This window comes from Streptomyces sp. NPDC006450 (genome assembly GCF_040612195.1).
Taxonomy (GTDB): domain Bacteria; phylum Actinomycetota; class Actinomycetes; order Streptomycetales; family Streptomycetaceae; genus Streptomyces.
Window position 1 is genome coordinate 15,126 of record NZ_JBEXPT010000077.1, and the last position, 16,914, is coordinate 32,039.

At 70.4% G+C, this 16,914-nt stretch carries 25 protein-coding genes and 1 pseudogene; 18 read left to right on the forward strand and 8 right to left on the reverse strand.

Annotated features, from left to right (window positions below):
- Positions 1-67: 67 nt before the first annotated feature.
- From ABZY57_RS21780 to ABZY57_RS21795, 4 genes are read left to right on the forward strand one after another with little or no spacing between them, the layout of a single operon-like run.
- Positions 68-433: a gas vesicle protein gene (locus ABZY57_RS21780; protein WP_356514369.1), complete on the forward strand. Its 366-nt coding sequence runs from the start codon at positions 68-70 to the stop codon at positions 431-433.
- Entirely contained in the window at positions 430-1,299 is an 870-nt protein-coding gene (locus ABZY57_RS21785; RefSeq protein WP_356514320.1) for a GvpL/GvpF family gas vesicle protein, read from the forward strand. The genes ABZY57_RS21780 and ABZY57_RS21785 overlap by 4 nt, the downstream gene beginning before the upstream one ends.
- Positions 1,296-1,517, forward strand: a complete 222-nt coding sequence (locus tag ABZY57_RS21790; protein ID WP_356514322.1) for a gas vesicle protein — start codon at positions 1,296-1,298, stop codon at positions 1,515-1,517. Before ABZY57_RS21785 ends, ABZY57_RS21790 begins: the two co-directional genes overlap by 4 nt.
- The gene (locus tag ABZY57_RS21795) at positions 1,507-1,902 is read left to right on the forward strand and encodes a gas vesicle protein K (protein ID WP_356514324.1); all 396 of its coding nucleotides are present in this window, start codon (positions 1,507-1,509) and stop codon (positions 1,900-1,902) included. The genes ABZY57_RS21790 and ABZY57_RS21795 overlap by 11 nt, the downstream gene beginning before the upstream one ends.
- 49 nt (positions 1,903-1,951) lie before the next feature.
- Here the strand turns inward: ABZY57_RS21795 and ABZY57_RS21800 are convergent, their stop codons facing one another.
- From ABZY57_RS21800 to ABZY57_RS21810, 3 genes are all read right to left on the reverse strand, one after another.
- Positions 1,952-2,215, reverse strand: coding sequence for a GlsB/YeaQ/YmgE family stress response membrane protein (locus tag ABZY57_RS21800; RefSeq protein WP_356514371.1), 264 nt, complete (start codon positions 2,213-2,215; stop codon positions 1,952-1,954).
- 110 nt (positions 2,216-2,325) lie between these two features.
- Complete coding sequence (locus ABZY57_RS21805; protein ID WP_356514326.1) at positions 2,326-2,982, reverse strand: TetR/AcrR family transcriptional regulator; 657 nt, start codon at positions 2,980-2,982, stop codon at positions 2,326-2,328.
- Positions 2,983-3,123: 141 nt separating this feature from the next.
- Positions 3,124-3,297: a hypothetical protein gene (locus ABZY57_RS21810; RefSeq protein ID WP_356514328.1), complete on the reverse strand. Its 174-nt coding sequence runs from the start codon at positions 3,295-3,297 to the stop codon at positions 3,124-3,126.
- 278 nt (positions 3,298-3,575) lie between these two features.
- On the opposite strand from ABZY57_RS21810, the gene ABZY57_RS21815 reads away from it, so the two are divergent.
- On the forward strand, positions 3,576-4,157 hold the full coding sequence (locus tag ABZY57_RS21815) for a hypothetical protein (RefSeq protein WP_356514330.1): 582 nt from the start codon (positions 3,576-3,578) through the stop codon (positions 4,155-4,157).
- A gap of 41 nt (positions 4,158-4,198) precedes the next feature.
- Here ABZY57_RS21815 and ABZY57_RS21820 read toward each other — a convergent pair whose 3' ends face one another.
- The 4 genes from ABZY57_RS21820 to ABZY57_RS21835 all read right to left on the reverse strand — a co-directional run bounded on the left by ABZY57_RS21820 (position 4,199) and on the right by ABZY57_RS21835 (position 7,271).
- On the reverse strand, positions 4,199-4,726 hold the full coding sequence (locus tag ABZY57_RS21820; RefSeq protein ID WP_356514332.1) for a hemerythrin domain-containing protein: 528 nt from the start codon (positions 4,724-4,726) through the stop codon (positions 4,199-4,201).
- A 108-nt stretch (positions 4,727-4,834) separates the two neighbouring features.
- Positions 4,835-5,176, reverse strand: coding sequence for an STAS domain-containing protein (locus ABZY57_RS21825; protein ID WP_356514334.1), 342 nt, complete (start codon positions 5,174-5,176; stop codon positions 4,835-4,837).
- Positions 5,173-6,468 carry a SpoIIE family protein phosphatase gene (locus ABZY57_RS21830; RefSeq protein WP_356514373.1) on the reverse strand — a complete coding sequence of 432 codons (1,296 nt, stop codon included), beginning with the start codon at positions 6,466-6,468 and terminating at the stop codon, positions 5,173-5,175. The genes ABZY57_RS21825 and ABZY57_RS21830 overlap by 4 nt, the downstream gene beginning before the upstream one ends.
- Complete coding sequence (locus ABZY57_RS21835; protein ID WP_356514336.1) at positions 6,468-7,271, reverse strand: alpha/beta hydrolase; 804 nt, start codon at positions 7,269-7,271, stop codon at positions 6,468-6,470. Before ABZY57_RS21835 ends, ABZY57_RS21830 begins: the two co-directional genes overlap by 1 nt.
- A gap of 378 nt (positions 7,272-7,649) precedes the next feature.
- On the opposite strand from ABZY57_RS21835, the gene ABZY57_RS21840 reads away from it, so the two are divergent.
- From ABZY57_RS21840 to ABZY57_RS21885, 10 genes are all read left to right on the forward strand, one after another.
- Positions 7,650-8,102, forward strand: coding sequence for a hypothetical protein (locus tag ABZY57_RS21840; RefSeq protein WP_356514338.1), 453 nt, complete (start codon positions 7,650-7,652; stop codon positions 8,100-8,102).
- A gap of 162 nt (positions 8,103-8,264) precedes the next feature.
- The gene (locus ABZY57_RS21845) at positions 8,265-8,666 is read left to right on the forward strand and encodes an ATP-binding protein (RefSeq protein ID WP_356514340.1); all 402 of its coding nucleotides are present in this window, start codon (positions 8,265-8,267) and stop codon (positions 8,664-8,666) included.
- Positions 8,667-8,948: 282 nt separating this feature from the next.
- Positions 8,949-9,266 carry an STAS domain-containing protein gene (locus ABZY57_RS21850; protein ID WP_356514342.1) on the forward strand — a complete coding sequence of 106 codons (318 nt, stop codon included), beginning with the start codon at positions 8,949-8,951 and terminating at the stop codon, positions 9,264-9,266.
- Positions 9,267-9,665: 399 nt separating this feature from the next.
- Positions 9,666-9,983 carry a hypothetical protein gene (locus tag ABZY57_RS21855; RefSeq protein WP_356514344.1) on the forward strand — a complete coding sequence of 106 codons (318 nt, stop codon included), beginning with the start codon at positions 9,666-9,668 and terminating at the stop codon, positions 9,981-9,983.
- 187 nt (positions 9,984-10,170) lie between these two features.
- Complete coding sequence (locus tag ABZY57_RS21860; RefSeq protein WP_356514346.1) at positions 10,171-10,359, forward strand: DUF6381 family protein; 189 nt, start codon at positions 10,171-10,173, stop codon at positions 10,357-10,359.
- A 157-nt stretch (positions 10,360-10,516) separates the two neighbouring features.
- Positions 10,517-10,969 (forward strand): SRPBCC family protein, encoded by a 453-nt coding sequence (locus ABZY57_RS21865; RefSeq protein ID WP_356514348.1) that lies wholly within the window; start codon positions 10,517-10,519, stop codon positions 10,967-10,969.
- Positions 10,962-12,551 (forward strand): NAD(P)/FAD-dependent oxidoreductase, encoded by a 1,590-nt coding sequence (locus ABZY57_RS21870; RefSeq protein WP_356514353.1) that lies wholly within the window; start codon positions 10,962-10,964, stop codon positions 12,549-12,551. The genes ABZY57_RS21865 and ABZY57_RS21870 overlap by 8 nt, the downstream gene beginning before the upstream one ends.
- Positions 12,552-12,731: 180 nt before the next feature.
- A complete protein-coding gene (locus ABZY57_RS21875) occupies positions 12,732-13,532 on the forward strand; it encodes an SDR family NAD(P)-dependent oxidoreductase (RefSeq protein ID WP_356514355.1) in 801 nt (266 codons plus the stop codon).
- 283 nt (positions 13,533-13,815) lie between these two features.
- Entirely contained in the window at positions 13,816-14,265 is a 450-nt protein-coding gene (locus ABZY57_RS21880; protein ID WP_356514357.1) for an SRPBCC family protein, read from the forward strand.
- A 232-nt stretch (positions 14,266-14,497) separates the two neighbouring features.
- Complete coding sequence (locus ABZY57_RS21885; protein WP_356514359.1) at positions 14,498-14,713, forward strand: hypothetical protein; 216 nt, start codon at positions 14,498-14,500, stop codon at positions 14,711-14,713.
- A 17-nt stretch (positions 14,714-14,730) separates the two neighbouring features.
- Here the strand turns inward: ABZY57_RS21885 and ABZY57_RS21890 are convergent, their stop codons facing one another.
- On the reverse strand, positions 14,731-15,135 hold the full coding sequence (locus tag ABZY57_RS21890) for an STAS domain-containing protein (protein WP_356514361.1): 405 nt from the start codon (positions 15,133-15,135) through the stop codon (positions 14,731-14,733).
- A gap of 182 nt (positions 15,136-15,317) precedes the next feature.
- Between ABZY57_RS21890 and ABZY57_RS21895 the strand changes: the two genes are divergently transcribed.
- The 3 genes and pseudogenes from ABZY57_RS21895 to ABZY57_RS21905 all read left to right on the forward strand — a co-directional run.
- Positions 15,318-15,683 carry a VOC family protein gene (locus ABZY57_RS21895; RefSeq protein ID WP_356514363.1) on the forward strand — a complete coding sequence of 122 codons (366 nt, stop codon included), beginning with the start codon at positions 15,318-15,320 and terminating at the stop codon, positions 15,681-15,683.
- 114 nt (positions 15,684-15,797) lie between these two features.
- Positions 15,798-16,148: pseudogene (locus ABZY57_RS21900) on the forward strand (ornithine decarboxylase); the annotation flags it as partial.
- Between the two features lie 506 nt (positions 16,149-16,654).
- Positions 16,655-16,914: hypothetical protein (locus tag ABZY57_RS21905; protein WP_356514365.1), on the forward strand; the 260-nt coding region annotated here is incomplete at its 3' end.

The following is a 16,914-nucleotide window of genomic DNA, read 5'->3' on the forward strand; positions in this document are numbered from 1 at the left end:
GGTGGCCGCCGTGACCGAATCCCTGCCCGGCCCCGGGCGCCCCGGAGCCTATTCCTCCCGCGCCCCGATGCCCTACGGCCAGAGCTCCTCCAGCCTGGCCGACATCCTTGAGCGCGTTCTGGACAAGGGCATCGTCATCGCCGGCGACATCCGCATCAACCTCCTCGACATCGAGCTGTTGACCATCAAACTCCGCATCCTGGTGGCCTCCGTGGACAAGGCCAAGGAGATGGGCATCGACTGGTGGGAGCACGACCCCTCCCTGTCCTCCCGGCACACCGGCAGCCCCATGGAGCTGGAGAACCGCCGTCTGCGTGCCGAACTCGAGGCCCTCCGCGGCCAGCTCGGACAGGCGCAGTCCCCGGACGAAGCCGCTCCCGGCGAAGAAGCGGACAGCCGGCCGACCGGCCGGAGGCGGGGGAGCACACCGTGAACACCCCCGGGACGCTCACCTACGTGTACGCCGTCACCCGGCCCACGGACCGCCTGCGCGAGGCCCTGGCCGGCCTGCACGGCATCGGTCAGGAACCCGCCCGGCTCCTGGCCCCCGCCGCCACCTCCGCATCCAGCGCCGCCACGTCCGGCAGCGGGCCCACCCCGCTCGCCTTCGTGGCCGGTGACGTCCCCGCACGCGACTTCAACGAGACCTCCCTGAAGGAACACTTCGAAGACCTGCACTGGCTGGAGTACGTCGCCCGCACCCACCACGACGTCGTCCAGTCCGTGGCCGCCCACGCGCCCGTACTGCCCCTGCGCATGGCCACCGTCTACCAGGACGACCAGCGGGCCCGCCAAGCCCTCGCCGACCAGCACGACGGTTTCGCCGAGCGACTGGACCAGCTGCACGCCCACACCGAGTACGGCGTCAAGATCTACCTCGACCCCACGGCCGGCCCACCACCACCCGCCGATGCCCCCACCACGCAGCACGCTTCCACCACCCCGGGCAAGGCCTACCTCCGGGCCCGCAGGGCCCAGCACCACGCCCGCGAAGCCGTCCACCGGCAAGCCCAGCAGGCCGCCGAGGCCATCGAAGCCATCGCCGCCCGCCACACCACCCGTCGCGTACGCCATGCACCCCAGCGGGGCGCCCTCACAGGGCCGCAGGAGAACATCCTCAACGACGCCTACCTCGTCCCCGACGATCAAGCCGACCGGTTCCAAAGCGCCATCGCCGAGGCCGCCCGCGACTTCCCCGACCTGCGCATCGAGGTAACCGGCCCCTGGGCCCCCTACTCCTTCGCCATGCCGCCGACCGACCCCGCAGGCCCTGACGACGCCCCCGAGCCGCCACCATGACCCTCACCGAACCCGGCGAGCCCCTGCCGGGCCGGCAGGTCGCCCTCGTCGATCTCCTCGACCGGCTCCTCAGCGGCGGCGTCGTGCTCACCGGAGACATCGTCCTGTCCATCGCCGACATCGACCTCGTCCGCATCTCACTGCGCGCACTCATCGTCTCCGTCAGCTCCGAGACGGACCCCACCTGGGCACGGGGAGGCAGCTGCAGTGGACCCTGAACGCCCCCCGCCCCGGCGTCCCGCCGCCCTCCAGGACGTCAGCGACAGCCTGTCCCAGGCCTTCCGCCTGATCGAGGCACCCCCCGACGCCCAGGACGCGCCGCCTCGACCCGCACGTCGTCTCCACACCGACCCCGACAGGGTCGGCGAAGACCTCCTCAAACTCGTCCTCACCCTCGTCGAGCTCCTGCGCCAGCTCATCGAACGGCAAGCCCTGCGCCGCGTGGACGCCGGTGACCTCACCGACGAACAGGAAGAGGAGCTCGGAGCGACCCTCCTTGCCCTGCACGACAGCCTCGCCGAGCTGTGTGCCCAGCACGGCTACGCACTGGAAGACCTCAATCTCGACCTCGGCCCGCTCGGTCCCCTCCTGCCCCGAGACTGAAGGAACCGCAGCCCGCACACGGCGCACCGCCCGATGTCCAGCGGCAGGTTCAGTCCCTGGCGCGGACCACGAGGCGCCAGATGCCCAGGATGATGAGCGAGCCGACAATGGCGGCGATCCAGGTGGAGATCTCGAAGAATCCGTCGATGGACTCCACCCCGAAAATGATCTTCCCCAGCCATCCGCCCAGAACTCCGCCGGCGATGCCGATGAGTGGCGTGACGATGCAGCCGCCGGGGTCCTTGCCCGGCATCAGGAACCTCGCGATCATGCCGGCGAGCAGTCCCATCAGAATCCAGCCGATGATGCCCATGGCGTGCCTCTTCTCGCGCATGCAGTCTGCACATCTGTCTGCCCGCCTGCCGCATTTCAAACCTCAAGGCGGGGGGCTGTGCAGTCTGGGCGGCACCGCACCCGCCAGCCTCACGGTCCGCGCGTCAGCAGTAGCTCCAGCTCTGTCTGAAAGAGCAGGGCAGGGTCGAACCCCATGCCGGTGAAATGGCCGCCCAGCTCCATGGAAAGGACGCCATGCAGCCGGGACCAGAAGAAGACGGCCGTGTGCAGGGCGTCCGGCGCCGCAAGAGGCTGCCCGGCCTCTTCTTTCGGCCGGGCCTCCACGGTCGCCTCGAACGGTGTCGCGCGACCATCCCCGGGCTGAGGGGTGCAAGCCTCGAGCACGATCCCCATGATCTCCGATGCGATGACGGTGACGTCAGCGGGACGGCGGTACCCGGGAACAGGTGTGCCATAGACGAGGAAGTAGCGCTGCGGGTCGGCGAGAGCCCACTCGCGCAGCGCGTGAGCCAGGCCGGAAAGGTTGCCCTCGCCCCGGGCGGCAACCGCCCGGAACGTGCCGGCCAGGCTCTGGTACGCGTCCCGAACGAGTTCCGTGACCAATTCGTCGCGGTTCGTGAAATACCGGTAGAGCGCAGCCCCGCTCAGACCCATGTGCTTGGCGATCGCATTGAGGGAAACCGCTGACGCGCCCGCAGCGGCGATCTGCTCCCAGGCTCTTTCCTTGATCTCCGCGCGCACTTGTTGGCGATATCGCTCGCGGGGGGTTGTCGTAGCTTCACCCATGACAGCATCCTCCTCGCGAGTAATACCTTATCGCTCGCGAGGGCGTCGCTGTAGTTTCCGCTCCCCCACACCACCTTCTACAGGGTTTCACCCGTGTCACGGCCTGCCGACTACGCGAGAGTTCCCCGCGCTTGGGTGGGGTCAGAGCTTGAAACCGTCCTTGCCCTTCTCCTTCGCGTCCCGGCCCTTGCCGCGGGCCTCCAGCGCAGCACCCTTGGCCGCGGTCGTCTCCTTGCCCAGGGCGTGCGCCGCCTTCCTGACGGCCTTCCCGACCACTTGCTCCGCCTTGGCCTTGATCTTCTCGCTGGCGCTCATGTCGCACCTTCCCTGCACTCATCCCTGCCTCTACCCACGACAGACGGAGACAGGCCGGCGCAGCGTGTCTCAAACCCAGGGCGACGCGGCGCGCAACAAGCGTCGGAACGCCAGTCGCATGCCCCACATGGTCGTACGCGCGCCCCACACCGTCATGCGGACGAATATCCGGTGGAGGACGGACCGAGGGGTCCAGCGAGCGAGGGCCCGACGCCTTTTCCACCTGCGTGTACGTCGTTTCAAGGCCTTCACGAGTGTCTCCTGCCGGCTGCCGGTCGATGGACAACCAAGAGAATGACGATGAAAATGGTGGCGATCACGTGAGGCTCGGAGAAGCCACGTACGCCGAAATGCCGCAAGAGCCCGTCATGGCGCCTGCCCCTTTCGGCGAGCTGCAAACAGGCGGTGGCGGCCAGCCGGTGAAGGAGGAAGCAATGGCACACGGCTCCCGCCCCGCTCTCGAAGCATTGCTGTACGACGCGCCGCATTACGCGGGGACCGTTGTCAGGATGCGACCCGACAAGGGCGACGAGGGCGAGGACGCGATCGCATACTCGCTCGCCTCCCTCGACCTGAGCCGGCTCGCCTCGTTCCGGGCCCCGAGCGAGACCGCCGATCCCGGCAACCCGTTCCACCAGGTTCTCCTCTGGGTCACCAGCGTCACCGTGTGGACGACCCGACCGGATACCTGGATGCCTCGGGAGGAGGAGCGGGGCAGGACCTGGCAAAGCTACCGCGCCGACACCTCCGATCTGGGGGTCTGGGCCACGCGGGCCAAGTACATCCGTGTCGGGATGGAAAGGGCGGACGGTCCATCCGACGTGCCGGCGGACAAGGCGACGATCACAGTCGTGGAGTAGGCCCAGGGGAGATTCACCCCCGCGGGAGCACGACCGCAGTCCTAGGCGGACATGGCGTCGGCGAGCTTGCGCAGCAGAGGCTTGTGCGGGCGCTGGGGAGCGTGTTCCCGGACTTCGGCCATGCGCGCGCCGATGGACTGGAGCGCTTTGCGGCCGAGCGCCTCGCGCACCTGGGGGAACCACTCCTTCTCCTCGACGTCCATGTGCCGCTCCACGGCGGCCATCAGGACCCGGGCCTTGGCATCGAACGCCTCGTGGTCGTACCGCATCCCCTCCAGCTCGGCAGCCAGTACGTCCGCCACATGGTGTTCCTCATGGAATTCCAGCACCAGGGATTCGGTCTCCGGCACGAGCCGGCGCACCTGCGGGTACATCACCTCGTCCTCGACGAACGTGTGGACGGTCAGTTCGTGCAGCAGCTCTCTCACGATCTCGCCCCGCACGACTGTCTCCTCGACCTCGTCCCCCGCGCTGCTCACCGCCTGTTCACCGCCGGCACGGTAGGCATGGATCAGCTTCCGTATCGTCTTGTGGTCGTCCCGGAGCATCACAATGGCGTCGGTGGACATGGCTGACTCCTCTGAGCTCTCACCCTCTCCGGCGCCTTCCCACCACACCCTCGGGTATGCCGCAGAACCCGCTCCAGCGGACGCAGCGGACGAGCCCCGATGGCCTGCTCAGCCGAGGCTGGTGGCCGTCACCGCGTCGGGGTGCATGGTGAAGACGCGGTCCAGGCCGACGATCCGCAGAATCCGGCTGGTGTTGGCGGGAACCGCGGCGAGCGCGATGCCGGCGCCCTGTTCGGTGGCGAGGTTGAGGGCGCCCACCAAGGCGGTGATGCCGCTGGAGTCGCAGAATTCCAGACCGGCCAGATCGAGGACCAGCAACTGGCCGGGTGCCAGGGCGAGGCGGCCCACGGCCTCGCAGAGTCCGGACGCGGTCGCGTAGTCGAGGTCACCGGTGATCCCCAGGACGGGACCGGTGGCGGCGTCTCGGGAGGTGATCGTCAGTGGGCTCATGTCAGATCTTCGCTCACGGGGGCGGCACGGAGGGTGACAGCCACGGCGGGAACGCCTAGGGCGAGCAGCGCGGTGTCGTCGTCGAGACCCTCGCCGAAGCTCGCGAGGAGTCCGCGCAGGGCGGTGACGAGGGCCTGGGGCCCGGCGGGAGGCTGGGCGCCGGCGAAGTCGTGCAGGGCGTGCTCGCCGTAGAGCATGCGGTCGGGGCCGATGCGGGCCTCGGTGAGGCCGTCGGTGTAGAGGAGCAGGGTGTCGCCGGGCAGCAGTTCGGTGTGCGCCGTAGTGAACTGGGCACCGGGCAGGACACCGACGAGCATGCCGCCGGGGGTGGGCAGGTAGTCGGCGGTGCCGTCCGCGCGCTGGATGAGCGCGGAGGGATGGCCGCCGGAAGCCAGGTGTACGCGGAAACGGTCGCCGTCTGGGAGCAGGAAACCGAATACGACGGTGCAGTAGCGGGCGTCGCCACTGGTGTAGTGCTCGTACAGGACGGTGTTCAGGGTCCTCAGCACGTTGACGGGATCGGGGTCGTGGAGGGCTGCCGCTCTGAGGGTGTAGCGGGTCAGGGAGGTGACCGCGGCGGCCTGGGGGCCCTTTCCGCACACGTCGCCGAGGAAGAACGCCCACCGGTCCGCTCCGACGGGGAACAGGTCGTAGAAGTCTCCGCCGAGCAGGTCAGGGGAGGCGGTGTGGTAGTACGAGGCGGCTTCCAGCCCCGGCACGGCGGGCAGCGCGGCCGGCAGCAGGCTCTGCTGGAGGACCGCGAGGGCCTCTTGGAGCCGTTTGCGGTCGGCCTCCGCCTGGCGGCGTGCTTCTTCGGCCAGCTGGCGGCTGCGCAGCAGTTCGGTCTCGTAGGCGCGTCGGTCGCGGGCGTCGAAGACGGTGGTGCGGATCAGCATCGGCTCGCCGTCGTTGCTGGTCTTCACCCGTGAGGTGACCAGCACCGGCATCCGTTGCCTGCCGGCGGCCTTGATCTCCAGGGCGACGCCGTTGATCTCGCCCTGCATCTGCAGCGTCGGGGCGAAATGGGTCTCGTGGTAGAGCTTGCCGCCCACCGTGAGGAGATCGGTGAACCGCATCCGCCCCACCACCTGGGAGCGCTCCAGGCCCAGCCAGTCCAGCAAGGTGGCATTGATCTTGGCGATGGTGCCGTCCATCAGCGTCGAGAGGTAGCCGCACGGCGCCTGGTCGTACAGTTCTTCCGCGCTGTCCTCCAGCAGGGAGATGAACGCCGCGTCCGTCGTGTCCAGGTCCGGATCCGGGTCCGGTTCCGGCTCCTGGTCGGTGCGGCACATCATCGGGCCGCTCTGATGAATTCGGTGATCGCTCCGGCGGTTGCCTCGGGGGCGCTCAGCTGCGGGCAGTGCCCGGTGGCATCCAGCGTGACCAGGTGGCTGCCGGGGATCGCGGCGTGGACGTAGGCGCCGACTTCCCGGGGAGCGATCACGTCCTGCCTGCATTCCAGGACCAGCGTCGGCACGGTCACCGCCTTGAGGTCCTTGCGGCTGTCGGACAGGAACGTCGTACGGGCGAAGACCCGGGCCATGTCCGGGTCGGTTGCGCAGAAGGAGGTCGTCAGCTCGTGACCGAGCTCCGGTCGGTCCGCGTTGCCCATGATCACCGGCGCCATGGCCGCCGACCAGCCGAGGTAGTTCGACTCCAGTGACTCCAGCAGCTCGTCGATGTCCTCCGCGGCGAACCCGCCCCGATACCCGTCCTCGTCGATGTAGCGGGGTGAGGGGGCGACCATCACCAGGCGAGCGAACCGCTGGGGCGCCTTCGCCGCCGCGAGCACCCCGACCATGGCACTGACCGAATGCCCGACGAAGATCACGTCGCGCAGGTCCAGCTCCTCGCAGACCTCCAGTACGTCCAGGGCGTAGCCGTCGAGCGAGCCGTAGCGCTGTTCGCTCCAGGCCGACGGGTCCGCGTTGCCGGAGCCGACGTAGTCGAAGAGCACGACGCGGAAGTCCTCGGCGAGGGCGGGAAGGACCAGGCGCCACATGTTCTGGTCACAGCCGAACCCGTGCGCCAGCAGGACGACCGGTCCGTCCACACGCCCGGTGACGTTGACGTTGTTCCTGCGATGAATGTCCATCCCGTCAGTCTTACATCACCTGCAACATCGCCTGAGAGGCATCCGTGGTGGTCGTCGACGGTGGGGAGCGTGCCGGCCGGCTCCCGGAGTTTCGGGACCGGAGCCGCACCCCGGCGGGCTGAGCGGACCGGGACGGCTGGGAAGCGGATGCGCGGTGGGCACCGGTGTGGACGGGAACCCTGCACCGTGTCCTCGTCGGGGACGGGTGGAGCCGCCGGCCGTGAGGCTGCCGAACCGGCCCGGGACGGAGTGGGCCGCTGCATACGCCACGCAGCGGTCGCTTGGCCCGGCCACCTCCGGGTAAACGGTGTCTGGATCGGCGGGCCTCCGCCGACCGCATCGCATTCGCACGCGGCAGTGCGGAGCAGGGAGTGCTCCATGATCCTCATTCTCGGCCTCATCCTCTTGATCGCAGCACTCGTCCTCGCCGTGGCAGGAGTCATGGCGAACCTCGGGAGTGCTCACGAGCTCACCAACGACTTCTCGGTCTTCGGCTACCACGTCACCAGCTCGACGGGTGCCCTGTTCCTGTACGGCATCGCCGTCGGCGCGACCGCCGTCCTGGGCCTTGCTCTCGTCCTGGCGGCGGGCCGACGGGCCTCTCGACGCAGCCGCCTCGCCCGCCACGAGGCTGCCCTCGCCTCGAAGCGGGAGAGTGCGGTCGTGGACCGCGAACGCGAGGACCTCATCGAGCAGCGCGACGCCGCCCGCGCCCAAACCGCACAAACCGCTCAAACCCTCGGCGACGACCACCCCACCCCCACGGCCACCCCGTCTGCAGAGCACCGGCGCGCCACATGGCTCGGTAGGCACAGCGATCCCCGCAACTGAGGTGGGGAGGCATGATGTCGGGCCTTGCCCTGACGCTGCACGCCATGGCTGAGCCCGGACCCGTCGGCCCGGGGCGGTGCGGCGTTCATCGACCCGTGTCAGGGGTGGGGGACCGCAGAGCGGGCAGGCGCCGTACACGCCCACCACGTGGAGGGAGACCCTGTGGTTCTGCCCCTGCTCGCCCTGGACCGGCCCGTGCCACGCACCGGCCGGCCCACGACGACAGCACGGGGGATCGCCCACGACTTCCTCCTGGACGCCGGGCAGGCCCGGGCACCTGCCCGGCCCGAGTACGGCGACGCGGTCCTGCTGGTCGTCACCGAGCTCGTCGCCAACGCGATCCGCCACACCGACGGCCCCGCCGCCCTCCACCTCGAACTCCACGCGGACCACGTGGAGATCCGCGTCACCGACACCAGCCCCGAACCCCCACGACCTCGCCCGCCCCGGACCGACGGCAGCGGCGGCTACGGATGGCACCTCATCAACCGCCTCACCACCCACACTCACACCGAACCCACCCCTGACGGCGGCAAGACCATCTGCGCCCACGCTCCCTGGTAGGACCGACGCTCAGCCCACGCCCGGCTGCGCCCCTGATGGGAGCACATGGCCGGGTACCGTCTGGCCTTCGCGGCGGGGGCGTGTCAGGCTCGGGGGTACAACCAGCCTGGTCTGGTGGGAGACCCCGCGCCGCCGAGAGGCCACGACACGTGGCCGGTGGAAGGTTCGGGTGGTCTCGCTCGGCTTTGCGCGGCCCAAGGCGGCCGCGCGCTTGACGGCCTCCTGCGAACGGGTTTCGGGAGCCGACCGTAATGGGCTCCGATCCGATGGGCGGATCCGACCATGCACTCCACCCCGAACACCGACACCGCCGTACACGCCGGGCCCCGGACCGTCCTGGCTCTCACCGGCGCCCTCGACATGGACACCGTCCCGCGCGTCACCGCGGCCACCGACACCCTCGTCCTCGCCGGCCGCACCCTCGTCCTGGACCTGTCGGCCGTCACCTTCATGGACTCCAGCGGCCTCAACACGCTCCTCATCCTCCGCAACCGCGCCGAGGCCGAGCACGGCACGCTGGAACTCTGCGGACTCCCCGACCAGGCCCTGCGCCTCCTGGACATCACCGGCGCCCGCGACCTCTTCACCCTCACCCCGTGAACGCGCACGCGTCCTCAACAGGTGGGTCCGCCGGTGCCGACCGCCTGCCCGCAGCGCCGTGTGCTGAACCTGCGGCCTGGCCGCAGACGCCGCCATCGGCCTGACGCCAGGCGGGCGAACTCCCTTCTGCTCCAGAGCTCCGGTTCGCTGGGTGGGTGTTGCCGCGATGGCGGGGTAGACGCCCGACAACCCCACGTGCGCGTCTCAACGAGGAGGTTCGGCGCACCGGTCCTGCCTGAACGGCATCGACCAGGTCAAACGCAACGCCGATGCCCGCATCCAAGAAATACCGCCCAGTGCCTAGTAGAACGGCTGACACCGCGGACGAGTCGGGCCAGAGCCTCGGGTTCTGGCCGCCACGTCCGACCATCAGGCCCGCATTCAGGAGATGACGCCGCCATGAAGCAGCAGACCGCCGAGAAGGCCTCCCTCATCGCCGACCAGATCCGCGAGAAGGCAGGGCAGGCCGCCCAGCTGGTACGGGAGAACACCCCGGACCCCGTCCTGGACAAGACCTCCCACGCCGCAGCGCAGGTACGGAACAGCGCGGCCCGCGCCGGACAGTACGCGGCGGACAAGACCCCCGACTCCGTACTGGAGAAGGCCGGCCAGGCTGCGACGGCCGCACGCGGCAACCGCACCCCGCTCCTCGTCGCCGGCGCCGTGGTGCTCGCGCTCGTGCTGGTGCGGCGCAGCCGTGGACGTCGTCGCCGGTAACGCACCGGTCGTACGTGGGGCGCGGGTTCCCCCTGTCCGGTGGGAACCCGCGCACGGGGACCGGGGTTGATCAAGCCGTCGTCCCCATGGCCAGTACGGCTCTGAACCCGGTCCCCTGTGGCGCGTCGGCCCATCCGCTGTTTGCCTGTAAGGGAGACCCACCCCTACACCGACCTGAGGACTGACCATGACCGGTAGCAGCCAGCCGAGCGAGCGAGCCCAGCAGATGCGCGACAAGGCCCAGGAGCTGGAGCAGGCGGCACAGCACGCCACCGATCCGGTGGAGCGGCAGCGCCTGAAGGACAAGGCCATGCGGATCCGGGAGAAGAGCGAGCAGGAGAACGGCAGGGGCAGCGGGACCATGGACCCCATGTAGACCAGCCCACGCAAGCGTCCGCCTCCGACCGCGCCGACGCACGAGCCCGGCAGGGCGTCATCCGGGGCGCTGACCAGCCTCGCGCCCGACGCAACGGCCCGGATGGCCCCAGGGCGCGCCGGGCCACGCGGAATCCGCCGACGGAAGGACTGTGCTCATGGCTGTCCGGAACCAGCTGATGCATCGGCCGCCGCACGCGGTGTGGGCCGTGCTCGCCGATCCGACCCTGTACGGGGAGTGGGTGGTGGGCCCGTCCGAGTCCACGCCGCTCGACCAGGCCTGGCCGCAGGTGGGCTCCCGGCTTCGCTACACCGTGCGGCTGGGCCCCTGGTCGACCGAGGGGGTAACGACCGTACGCCACCAGGAGCCGGGCAGGGAGCTGGAACTGGAAGCGTCGTTCAAGGCGCTGGGCACCGCGAGGGTCTTCCTCCAGCTCAGGCCGTGGGGAGAGGAGACCCTCGTCGTCTGCGACGAACACCCCCTGCGTGGCCTGGGCGGTACTTTGCACAACCCCGCTGTCGAAGCCCTGCTCCAGCTCCGCCACCGGGGAATGCTGGCCCGCCTGGCCAAGATCGTGGAACACGGGCACGCCGGGGCCCGCCATGCCTGACGCGGTGGTCATCGGTGCGGGCCCGAACGGGCTGGTGGCCGCGAACCTTCTGGTCGACGCGGGCTGGAGCGTGGAGGTCCTGGAGGCACAGCCGGAGCCGGGAGGTGCGGTCCGCAGCGACCGGGGCGTCCATCCGGACTACGTCTCGGACGTCTTCAGCGCCTTCTACCCCCTGGCCGCGGCCTCCCCGGTCCTGGCCCGCCTCGACCTCGCGGCCGAAGGCCTGCGATGGAGCCACGCCCCGTCCGTCCTGGCCCACCCGTTGAGGGACGGCAGGTGCGCGGTCCTGGAGCGCGGCGTGGGAGCGACCTCGGACGGGCTCGCAGGATTCGCGGCGCCCGACGGGGACGCCTGGCGGGACATGTACGAGGTGTGGAGCCGCATCGGTCCCGCCCTGGTCCAAGCCCTGTTCACCCCCTTCCCTCCGGTCCGCCCCGGCCTCCGGCTCGCCGCGAAGTTGCGGGCCTCCGGCGGACTCCGGCTGGCCCGGAACCTCGCTCTGCCCGTGCGCCGCCTCGGCGAGGAGGAGTTCGCCGGAGAAGGTGGGCGTCTCCTGCTGGCCGGGAACGCCCTGCATGCCGACCTGGCTCCCGAGGCCGTCGGCAGCGGGGGCTTCGGCTGGCTGATGTCGATGCTCGGACAGAGCCACGGCTTCCCGGTCCCCGTCGGCGGGGCGGGCGCGCTGACCGCGGCGCTCGTGAGCCGCCTCCGGCGCCGCGGAGGCGTCCTGCGCTGCGGGGAACGCGTGGCGTCCGTCGTCGTACGCGGTCGTACGGCGATCGGGGTCAGGACCGAGGGCGGGGAGACGGTCGACGCCCGCCGCGCCGTACTGGCCGATACGTCGGCGCCGGCCCTGTACCGCGACCTCGTCGGGGAGGAGCACCTTCCGTCCCGGTTCCTGCGGGACCTCGAACGGTTCCAGTGGGACTTCGCGACCTTCAAGGTCGACTGGGCCCTGAACGGCCCGGTGCCGTGGAGCGCGTCCCGAGCCGCCGGGGCGGGTACGGTCCACGTCGCCGACGGCGTCGACGGCCTGACCCGCTTCGCCTCCCAGATCGCCATGGGCCAGGTCCCCGACGAGCCGTTCGCCCTCTTCGGTCAGATGACCACGGCGGACCCCAGCCGCTCCCCGGCCGGCACGGAATCAGCCTGGGCCTACACCCACCTCCCGCAGCACATCACCTCCGACGCCGGCCCCGACCGCATCACCGGCCGCTGGGACGCGCGTGAGCAGGAAGCCATGGCCGACCGCATCGAGGCACAGGTGGAACGGTTCGCACCCGGGTTCCGCAGCCGGATCCTCGCCCGCCGCATCCTTGCCCCCACCACGCTCCAGGCCATGAACGAGAACCTCCACAACGGTGCCATCAACAACGGCACGACCGCCCTCCACCAGCAGGCGATCTTCCGCCCCACCCCCGGCACCGGCAGGCCCGAAACACCCGTCAGGAATCTCTACCTCGCCTCAGCGGCTGCCCACCCGGGCGGCGGAGTGCACGGCGCCCCGGGCGCGAACGCAGCTCGGGCCGCCCTGCGGCACCACGGACTCCACCCCCTCCTCCACCGAGCCCAGCGCATCTGACCCCGCGTGCGGTGCGGTCCAAGCTCGGTCGCGGCCGCGACAACCCTCGGCCCTCAGCCGTCACGGCATCGAGCGCGGTGCTGATGAGGGCGGCCGGGCGGCGGCATGGATGCCCGGTCGGCCGACAGGGCTGGTGCCAGGAACTGGTATGCGACGTCCTCGGGCGGGTAGCCGCCGTTCATGGACACACCACGCCCCCTGGCCGTCGTCACCGGCGCCTCCAGCGGCATCGGGTTCGAGCTCGCGGGTGAATGTGCGCGCCACGGATACGACCTCGTGATCGCAGCCGAGAACGATCTCCTCCACGACGCTGCGGAGCGGCTCCGCGTGCACGGCACGGCCGTGCACGCGGTGATCACCGACCTCGCCACGTACGACGGCGTCGAGATCCTCGTGGGAGAGCTGCGCGCCGACGGTCGTCCGGTGAGCACCGCCGTCCTCAACGCGGGCATCGGCCGGGCCGGCGCCTTCCTGGAGACGGATCTCGCGGATCTTGCCCGGGTGATCGACGTGAACGTTTCCTCGACGGTGCACCTGGCCAGACGCCTGCTGACGGACATGGCCGCGCGCGGTGAGGGACGAGTGCTCATCACCTCGTCGGTCGCCGCCGAAACCCCGGGCCCCTACAACGCCGTCTACAACGCCTCGAAGGCCTTCCTCCAGTCCTTCGCCCGTGCCCTGCACAGCGAGCTGCGGGACACCGGCGTGACGGTCACCGCATTGATGCCCGGCGCGACGGACACCAGGTTCTTCGTTCGGGCGGGTCTGCTGGACACCCGTGTCGGGCGCTCGAAGAAGGACGATCCCTCGCTCGTCGCGCACCAGGGGTACCGCGCTCTCATGGCCGGCCGGTCCAGGAAGGTGGCAGGTTCGCTGCGGACCAGGGCACAGGAACAGGTGGTCCGCCGGCTTCCGGTCCCCGCCCGGATCGCCCTGCACTCCCACTGGACGCGGCCCCACTCGAGCGGCAGCCACCTGTAGAGGACGATTCACCAGCTGGGGCTCGGCTCGCTGCCGATCTGCGGCACGGACGAGAGGCTCGAGGGCATGCTCACCGACCGGGACATCAGGCCCTCGCGGTAGTCGATCTGGCCGACAATTCCGGACATGGTTCCGCGTCTGCCCAACCCGTAGCGGCTGACGCCCAGAGCAGCGTCTGGTCGGGGGTCATGGTTGCGGGCAACGGGGGCACAGGAGTGAGCAGGGGAAGGGCTCCCCGGGTACGGCCGGGCCATACCGGCCGGCGAAGAGGAAGGACGCTGCTGTGTCTCAGGTCGAAGAGTCCGTCGAGGTCGATGTACCGGTGCGCACCGCTTACAACCAGTGGACGCAGTTCGAGTCGTTCCCGCACTTCATGGACGGTGTGGAGCGCATCGATCAGCGCACCGACCGGATGACGCACTGGGTGGCGAAGATCGGCGGGGTGACGAAGGAGTTCGAGGCGGAGATCACCGAGCAGATCCCCGACGAGCGGGTCGCGTGGACGACGCTGGGCGGCGACGTGAAGCAGGCCGGCGTGGTCACTTTCCACCGCCTGGACGACACGAGGACCAAGGTCATGCTGCAGCTCGACTACGACCCGGAGGGCTTCGCGGAGAACGTCGCCGACAAGCTCGGTGTCGTCAAGCGGCAGATCACCGGCGACCTGAAGCGGTTCAAGGAGTACATCGAGGACCGCGGTCGAGAGACCGGCTCCTGGCGCGGCGAGGTCTGACCCCGCACGGGCTTCGTTCGGGTGGACCAGCCGCCCCGCCCCCGGCTCCCTCTCCGCTCTCTGGGGCGGGGGCGGGGGCGGGCGCCGGGTCGGGGTTCGGCGACACCCTCCCTGCCGCAGCGCGAAGCCGGGTGACCCAGCCGCCGCTCCGGCGGAGCGGGGAGCGCACGGGGCGTCACCCGGTCGGATGCGGCTACGTGCTCCAGGAGCAGCCAGGGCAGAGGCTGGGCGTATGTCCGCAAAGCTGATCGTCTATCCGCCCGACGCGCAGGGCTGGCGCCGGGTCCGCTACGACGGCACCGCCATCGGGGTCGCACACCGCCCGGCCGATATCCGCGTCTTCCTTGCCGAGGCCGGGCTCGAGGACGCCGAGGACGTGGACCTCACCGACCCCGACTTCGTGGAGTGGCGAGGTGCCGGCCCCGAGGAGTGGGAACCGTCCGTGTGAGGAACGGACAGGGCCCGCTAGACACCGTACGGCCCTGCGGAACCGAAGTCCGAGAGGTCTCGTACGCGCTGCGCCCGCTCCTCGATCAGCCGGCGAAAGCCCGCCACGGCGTACCGCTCGCCGGTGGCCGAGCCGCGACCGCGGATGCCCGCCACGTCGGCCAAAAACTGCTGGGGCTGGGGCTGCCAGCCGACGACCAGGACACGCAGGCCCAGATTCTCCGCCCGCCGGTGCAGGGCCAGGAGATGGAGCAGGCCGTCGGTGTCCATGGACACCGCGCCGTGTACGTCGACCATGAGGTCCCGCTCGTCGGCGGTGACGCCGTCCAGCGCCTGCTGGAGCGCCGCGCCCGCCTCCCCGTCGAGCGCCCCGGTGACGCTGACCAGGACCGTGCCGTAGCGCTGGACGTTCGTGGTGATCAATGCGCTCTCCTTCCGCCCGGGGCGCCGGTGCCCTCGGGCCTCCCCATCCTGGCGCGGCGTTCCCCCGGACGGGTGCGAGGCTCGCTGACGCTCCGATACGAAGCTGGACAGCCATGGCCCGGCCAGGGCGCGTGCGGACGCATGGGACGCCCCGCCGTGGGCAGCGGTGAGGGATGACGACGATGCTCGGCGCTTTCGTTCTCGGCACTCCCGATCCACCTGCGCTGGCCGACTTCTACCGGGCCCTGCTCGGCTGGGAAGAGGTGGAGCGCGAGCCGCAGTGGGTCCGCTTGCGGGCCCCGGAACGGGAGCGCCCGGGCCTCAGTTTCCAGCTGGAGACCGACCACGCGCCTCCGGTGTGGCCGCAGCTACCCGGTGCGCAGCAGATGCAGGCGCACCTGGACATCCAGGTCGACGACTTGGACGGGGAGACCGAGCGGGCCCGCGCTCTGGGTGCGACGGTGGAGGAGCACCAGCCCCAAGAGGGTGTACGCGTCCTACGCGACCCGCACGGTCACCCGTTCTGCCTCTTCGTTCCCGGCGCCTGACCGACCCGCAACGCATCGACCCGCAACGCATCGACCCGCAACGCATCGAAGGCAGAAGCCCGTGCGTGCGCCGGTGGGCTGTTTTCGCCGGCTGCCACCGGGCCGTCGAGGACCATGAACCAGTCGAAGGCACCGGTACTCGAGGCATTGGCCGCCTATCACGCAGACGGGCAGACACCGTTCACGCCGCCGGGTCACAAGCAGGGGAGGGGCGCGGACCCCCGCGTCCGAGCCGTGCTCGGTGACGCGGTGTTCCGCTCCGACGTGCTGGCCACCAGCGGATTGGACGACCGCACGTCCTCCCACGCCGTGGTGGTGGCGGCGCAGGCCCTCATGGCGGAGGCCGTTGGCGCCGACCACGCCTTCTTCTCCACTTGTGGCAGTTCGCTGTCGGTGAAGTCGGCGATGCTGTCAGTGGCCGGTCCGCACGAGAAGCTGCTGGTGGGGAGGGACGCCCACAAGTCCTGGCGTCCATGAGGACGTCGGCCGCCGTACAGGCCGGAGCCTCGGCGGCCGCCGGCATGACGTGGCGGCCCCGGTCCGAGTCGGCCGCTTGGGCGAACGCCGGGGTGTGGTCCGACTCCTCGTCGCCCAGGATCGCGACGAACGGATGGATCGCGGGCACCCGTCCGCTCACGTCCCCGATGTCGGACGAGCCCAGGTACACCCCTGCGGCGGGTTGGGTGAGCTGGATGCCGGAGCGGGCGATGTGCTCGCTGAAGCGGTCCGAGAGGACGTCGCTGTCCCGGAAGTGGGCGTAGCCGCTGCCCTGGCGGGTCACCTCCACGGTGGTGCCGGTCGCGGCCGCCACGCCCTCGGACCACGTGCAGAGGTCGGCCACCAGGGCATCGAGAGCGGTGCCGGTGGCCGCGCGCAGGCCGAACAGGCCCTCGGCGTAGGCGGGTACGACGTTCGTCGCGCTGCCCCCGTCCGTGATGATCCCCTGCACGTGCGAGCCGGACGGGAGGCGCATGCCCACCACTGCCGCGGTGTTGAACAACTGGATGTTCCACTCGGAAGCCGGCCTGCCGGAGCTGCTCGGTGAGCAGTCCGGCCGCACGGTGCTCCTCGTAGGCGAGTTCGGGGTCGGCGTGCAGGGTCCGGCTGACGTGCCACAGATCGTCCGCGCGACGGGCGCACTCGTGCCGCAGCCGTTCGTACATCTCTTCGGATGGACCGTCCATGTCTCCTCCTCGCAGCTTCGCGGGCGCGCGTGCCCGATCCGTCATCG

Bases quoted from the DNA above. Each gene is read 5' to 3' on its own strand.
- ABZY57_RS21780 (WP_356514369.1), top strand. From the start codon at position 68: ATGCCCTACGGCCAGAGCTCCTCCAGCCTGGCCGACATCCTTGAGCGC.
- ABZY57_RS21790 (WP_356514322.1), top strand. From the start codon at position 1,296: ATGACCCTCACCGAACCCGGCGAGCCCCTGCCGGGCCGGCAGGTCGCC.
- ABZY57_RS21800 (WP_356514371.1), bottom strand. From the start codon at position 2,215: ATGGGCATCATCGGCTGGATTCTGATGGGACTGCTCGCCGGCATGATC.
- ABZY57_RS21805 (WP_356514326.1), bottom strand. From the start codon at position 2,982: ATGGGTGAAGCTACGACAACCCCCCGCGAGCGATATCGCCAACAAGTG.
- ABZY57_RS21810 (WP_356514328.1), bottom strand. From the start codon at position 3,297: ATGAGCGCCAGCGAGAAGATCAAGGCCAAGGCGGAGCAAGTGGTCGGG.
- ABZY57_RS21815 (WP_356514330.1), top strand. From the start codon at position 3,576: ATGGACAACCAAGAGAATGACGATGAAAATGGTGGCGATCACGTGAGG.
- ABZY57_RS21820 (WP_356514332.1), bottom strand. From the start codon at position 4,726: ATGTCCACCGACGCCATTGTGATGCTCCGGGACGACCACAAGACGATA.
- ABZY57_RS21825 (WP_356514334.1), bottom strand. From the start codon at position 5,176: ATGAGCCCACTGACGATCACCTCCCGAGACGCCGCCACCGGTCCCGTC.
- ABZY57_RS21830 (WP_356514373.1), bottom strand. From the start codon at position 6,468: ATGTGCCGCACCGACCAGGAGCCGGAACCGGACCCGGATCCGGACCTG.
- ABZY57_RS21835 (WP_356514336.1), bottom strand. From the start codon at position 7,271: ATGGACATTCATCGCAGGAACAACGTCAACGTCACCGGGCGTGTGGAC.
- ABZY57_RS21840 (WP_356514338.1), top strand. From the start codon at position 7,650: ATGATCCTCATTCTCGGCCTCATCCTCTTGATCGCAGCACTCGTCCTC.
- ABZY57_RS21850 (WP_356514342.1), top strand. From the start codon at position 8,949: ATGCACTCCACCCCGAACACCGACACCGCCGTACACGCCGGGCCCCGG.
- ABZY57_RS21855 (WP_356514344.1), top strand. From the start codon at position 9,666: ATGAAGCAGCAGACCGCCGAGAAGGCCTCCCTCATCGCCGACCAGATC.
- ABZY57_RS21860 (WP_356514346.1), top strand. From the start codon at position 10,171: ATGACCGGTAGCAGCCAGCCGAGCGAGCGAGCCCAGCAGATGCGCGAC.
- ABZY57_RS21865 (WP_356514348.1), top strand. From the start codon at position 10,517: ATGGCTGTCCGGAACCAGCTGATGCATCGGCCGCCGCACGCGGTGTGG.
- ABZY57_RS21870 (WP_356514353.1), top strand. From the start codon at position 10,962: ATGCCTGACGCGGTGGTCATCGGTGCGGGCCCGAACGGGCTGGTGGCC.
- ABZY57_RS21875 (WP_356514355.1), top strand. From the start codon at position 12,732: ATGGACACACCACGCCCCCTGGCCGTCGTCACCGGCGCCTCCAGCGGC.
- ABZY57_RS21885 (WP_356514359.1), top strand. From the start codon at position 14,498: ATGTCCGCAAAGCTGATCGTCTATCCGCCCGACGCGCAGGGCTGGCGC.
- ABZY57_RS21895 (WP_356514363.1), top strand. From the start codon at position 15,318: ATGCTCGGCGCTTTCGTTCTCGGCACTCCCGATCCACCTGCGCTGGCC.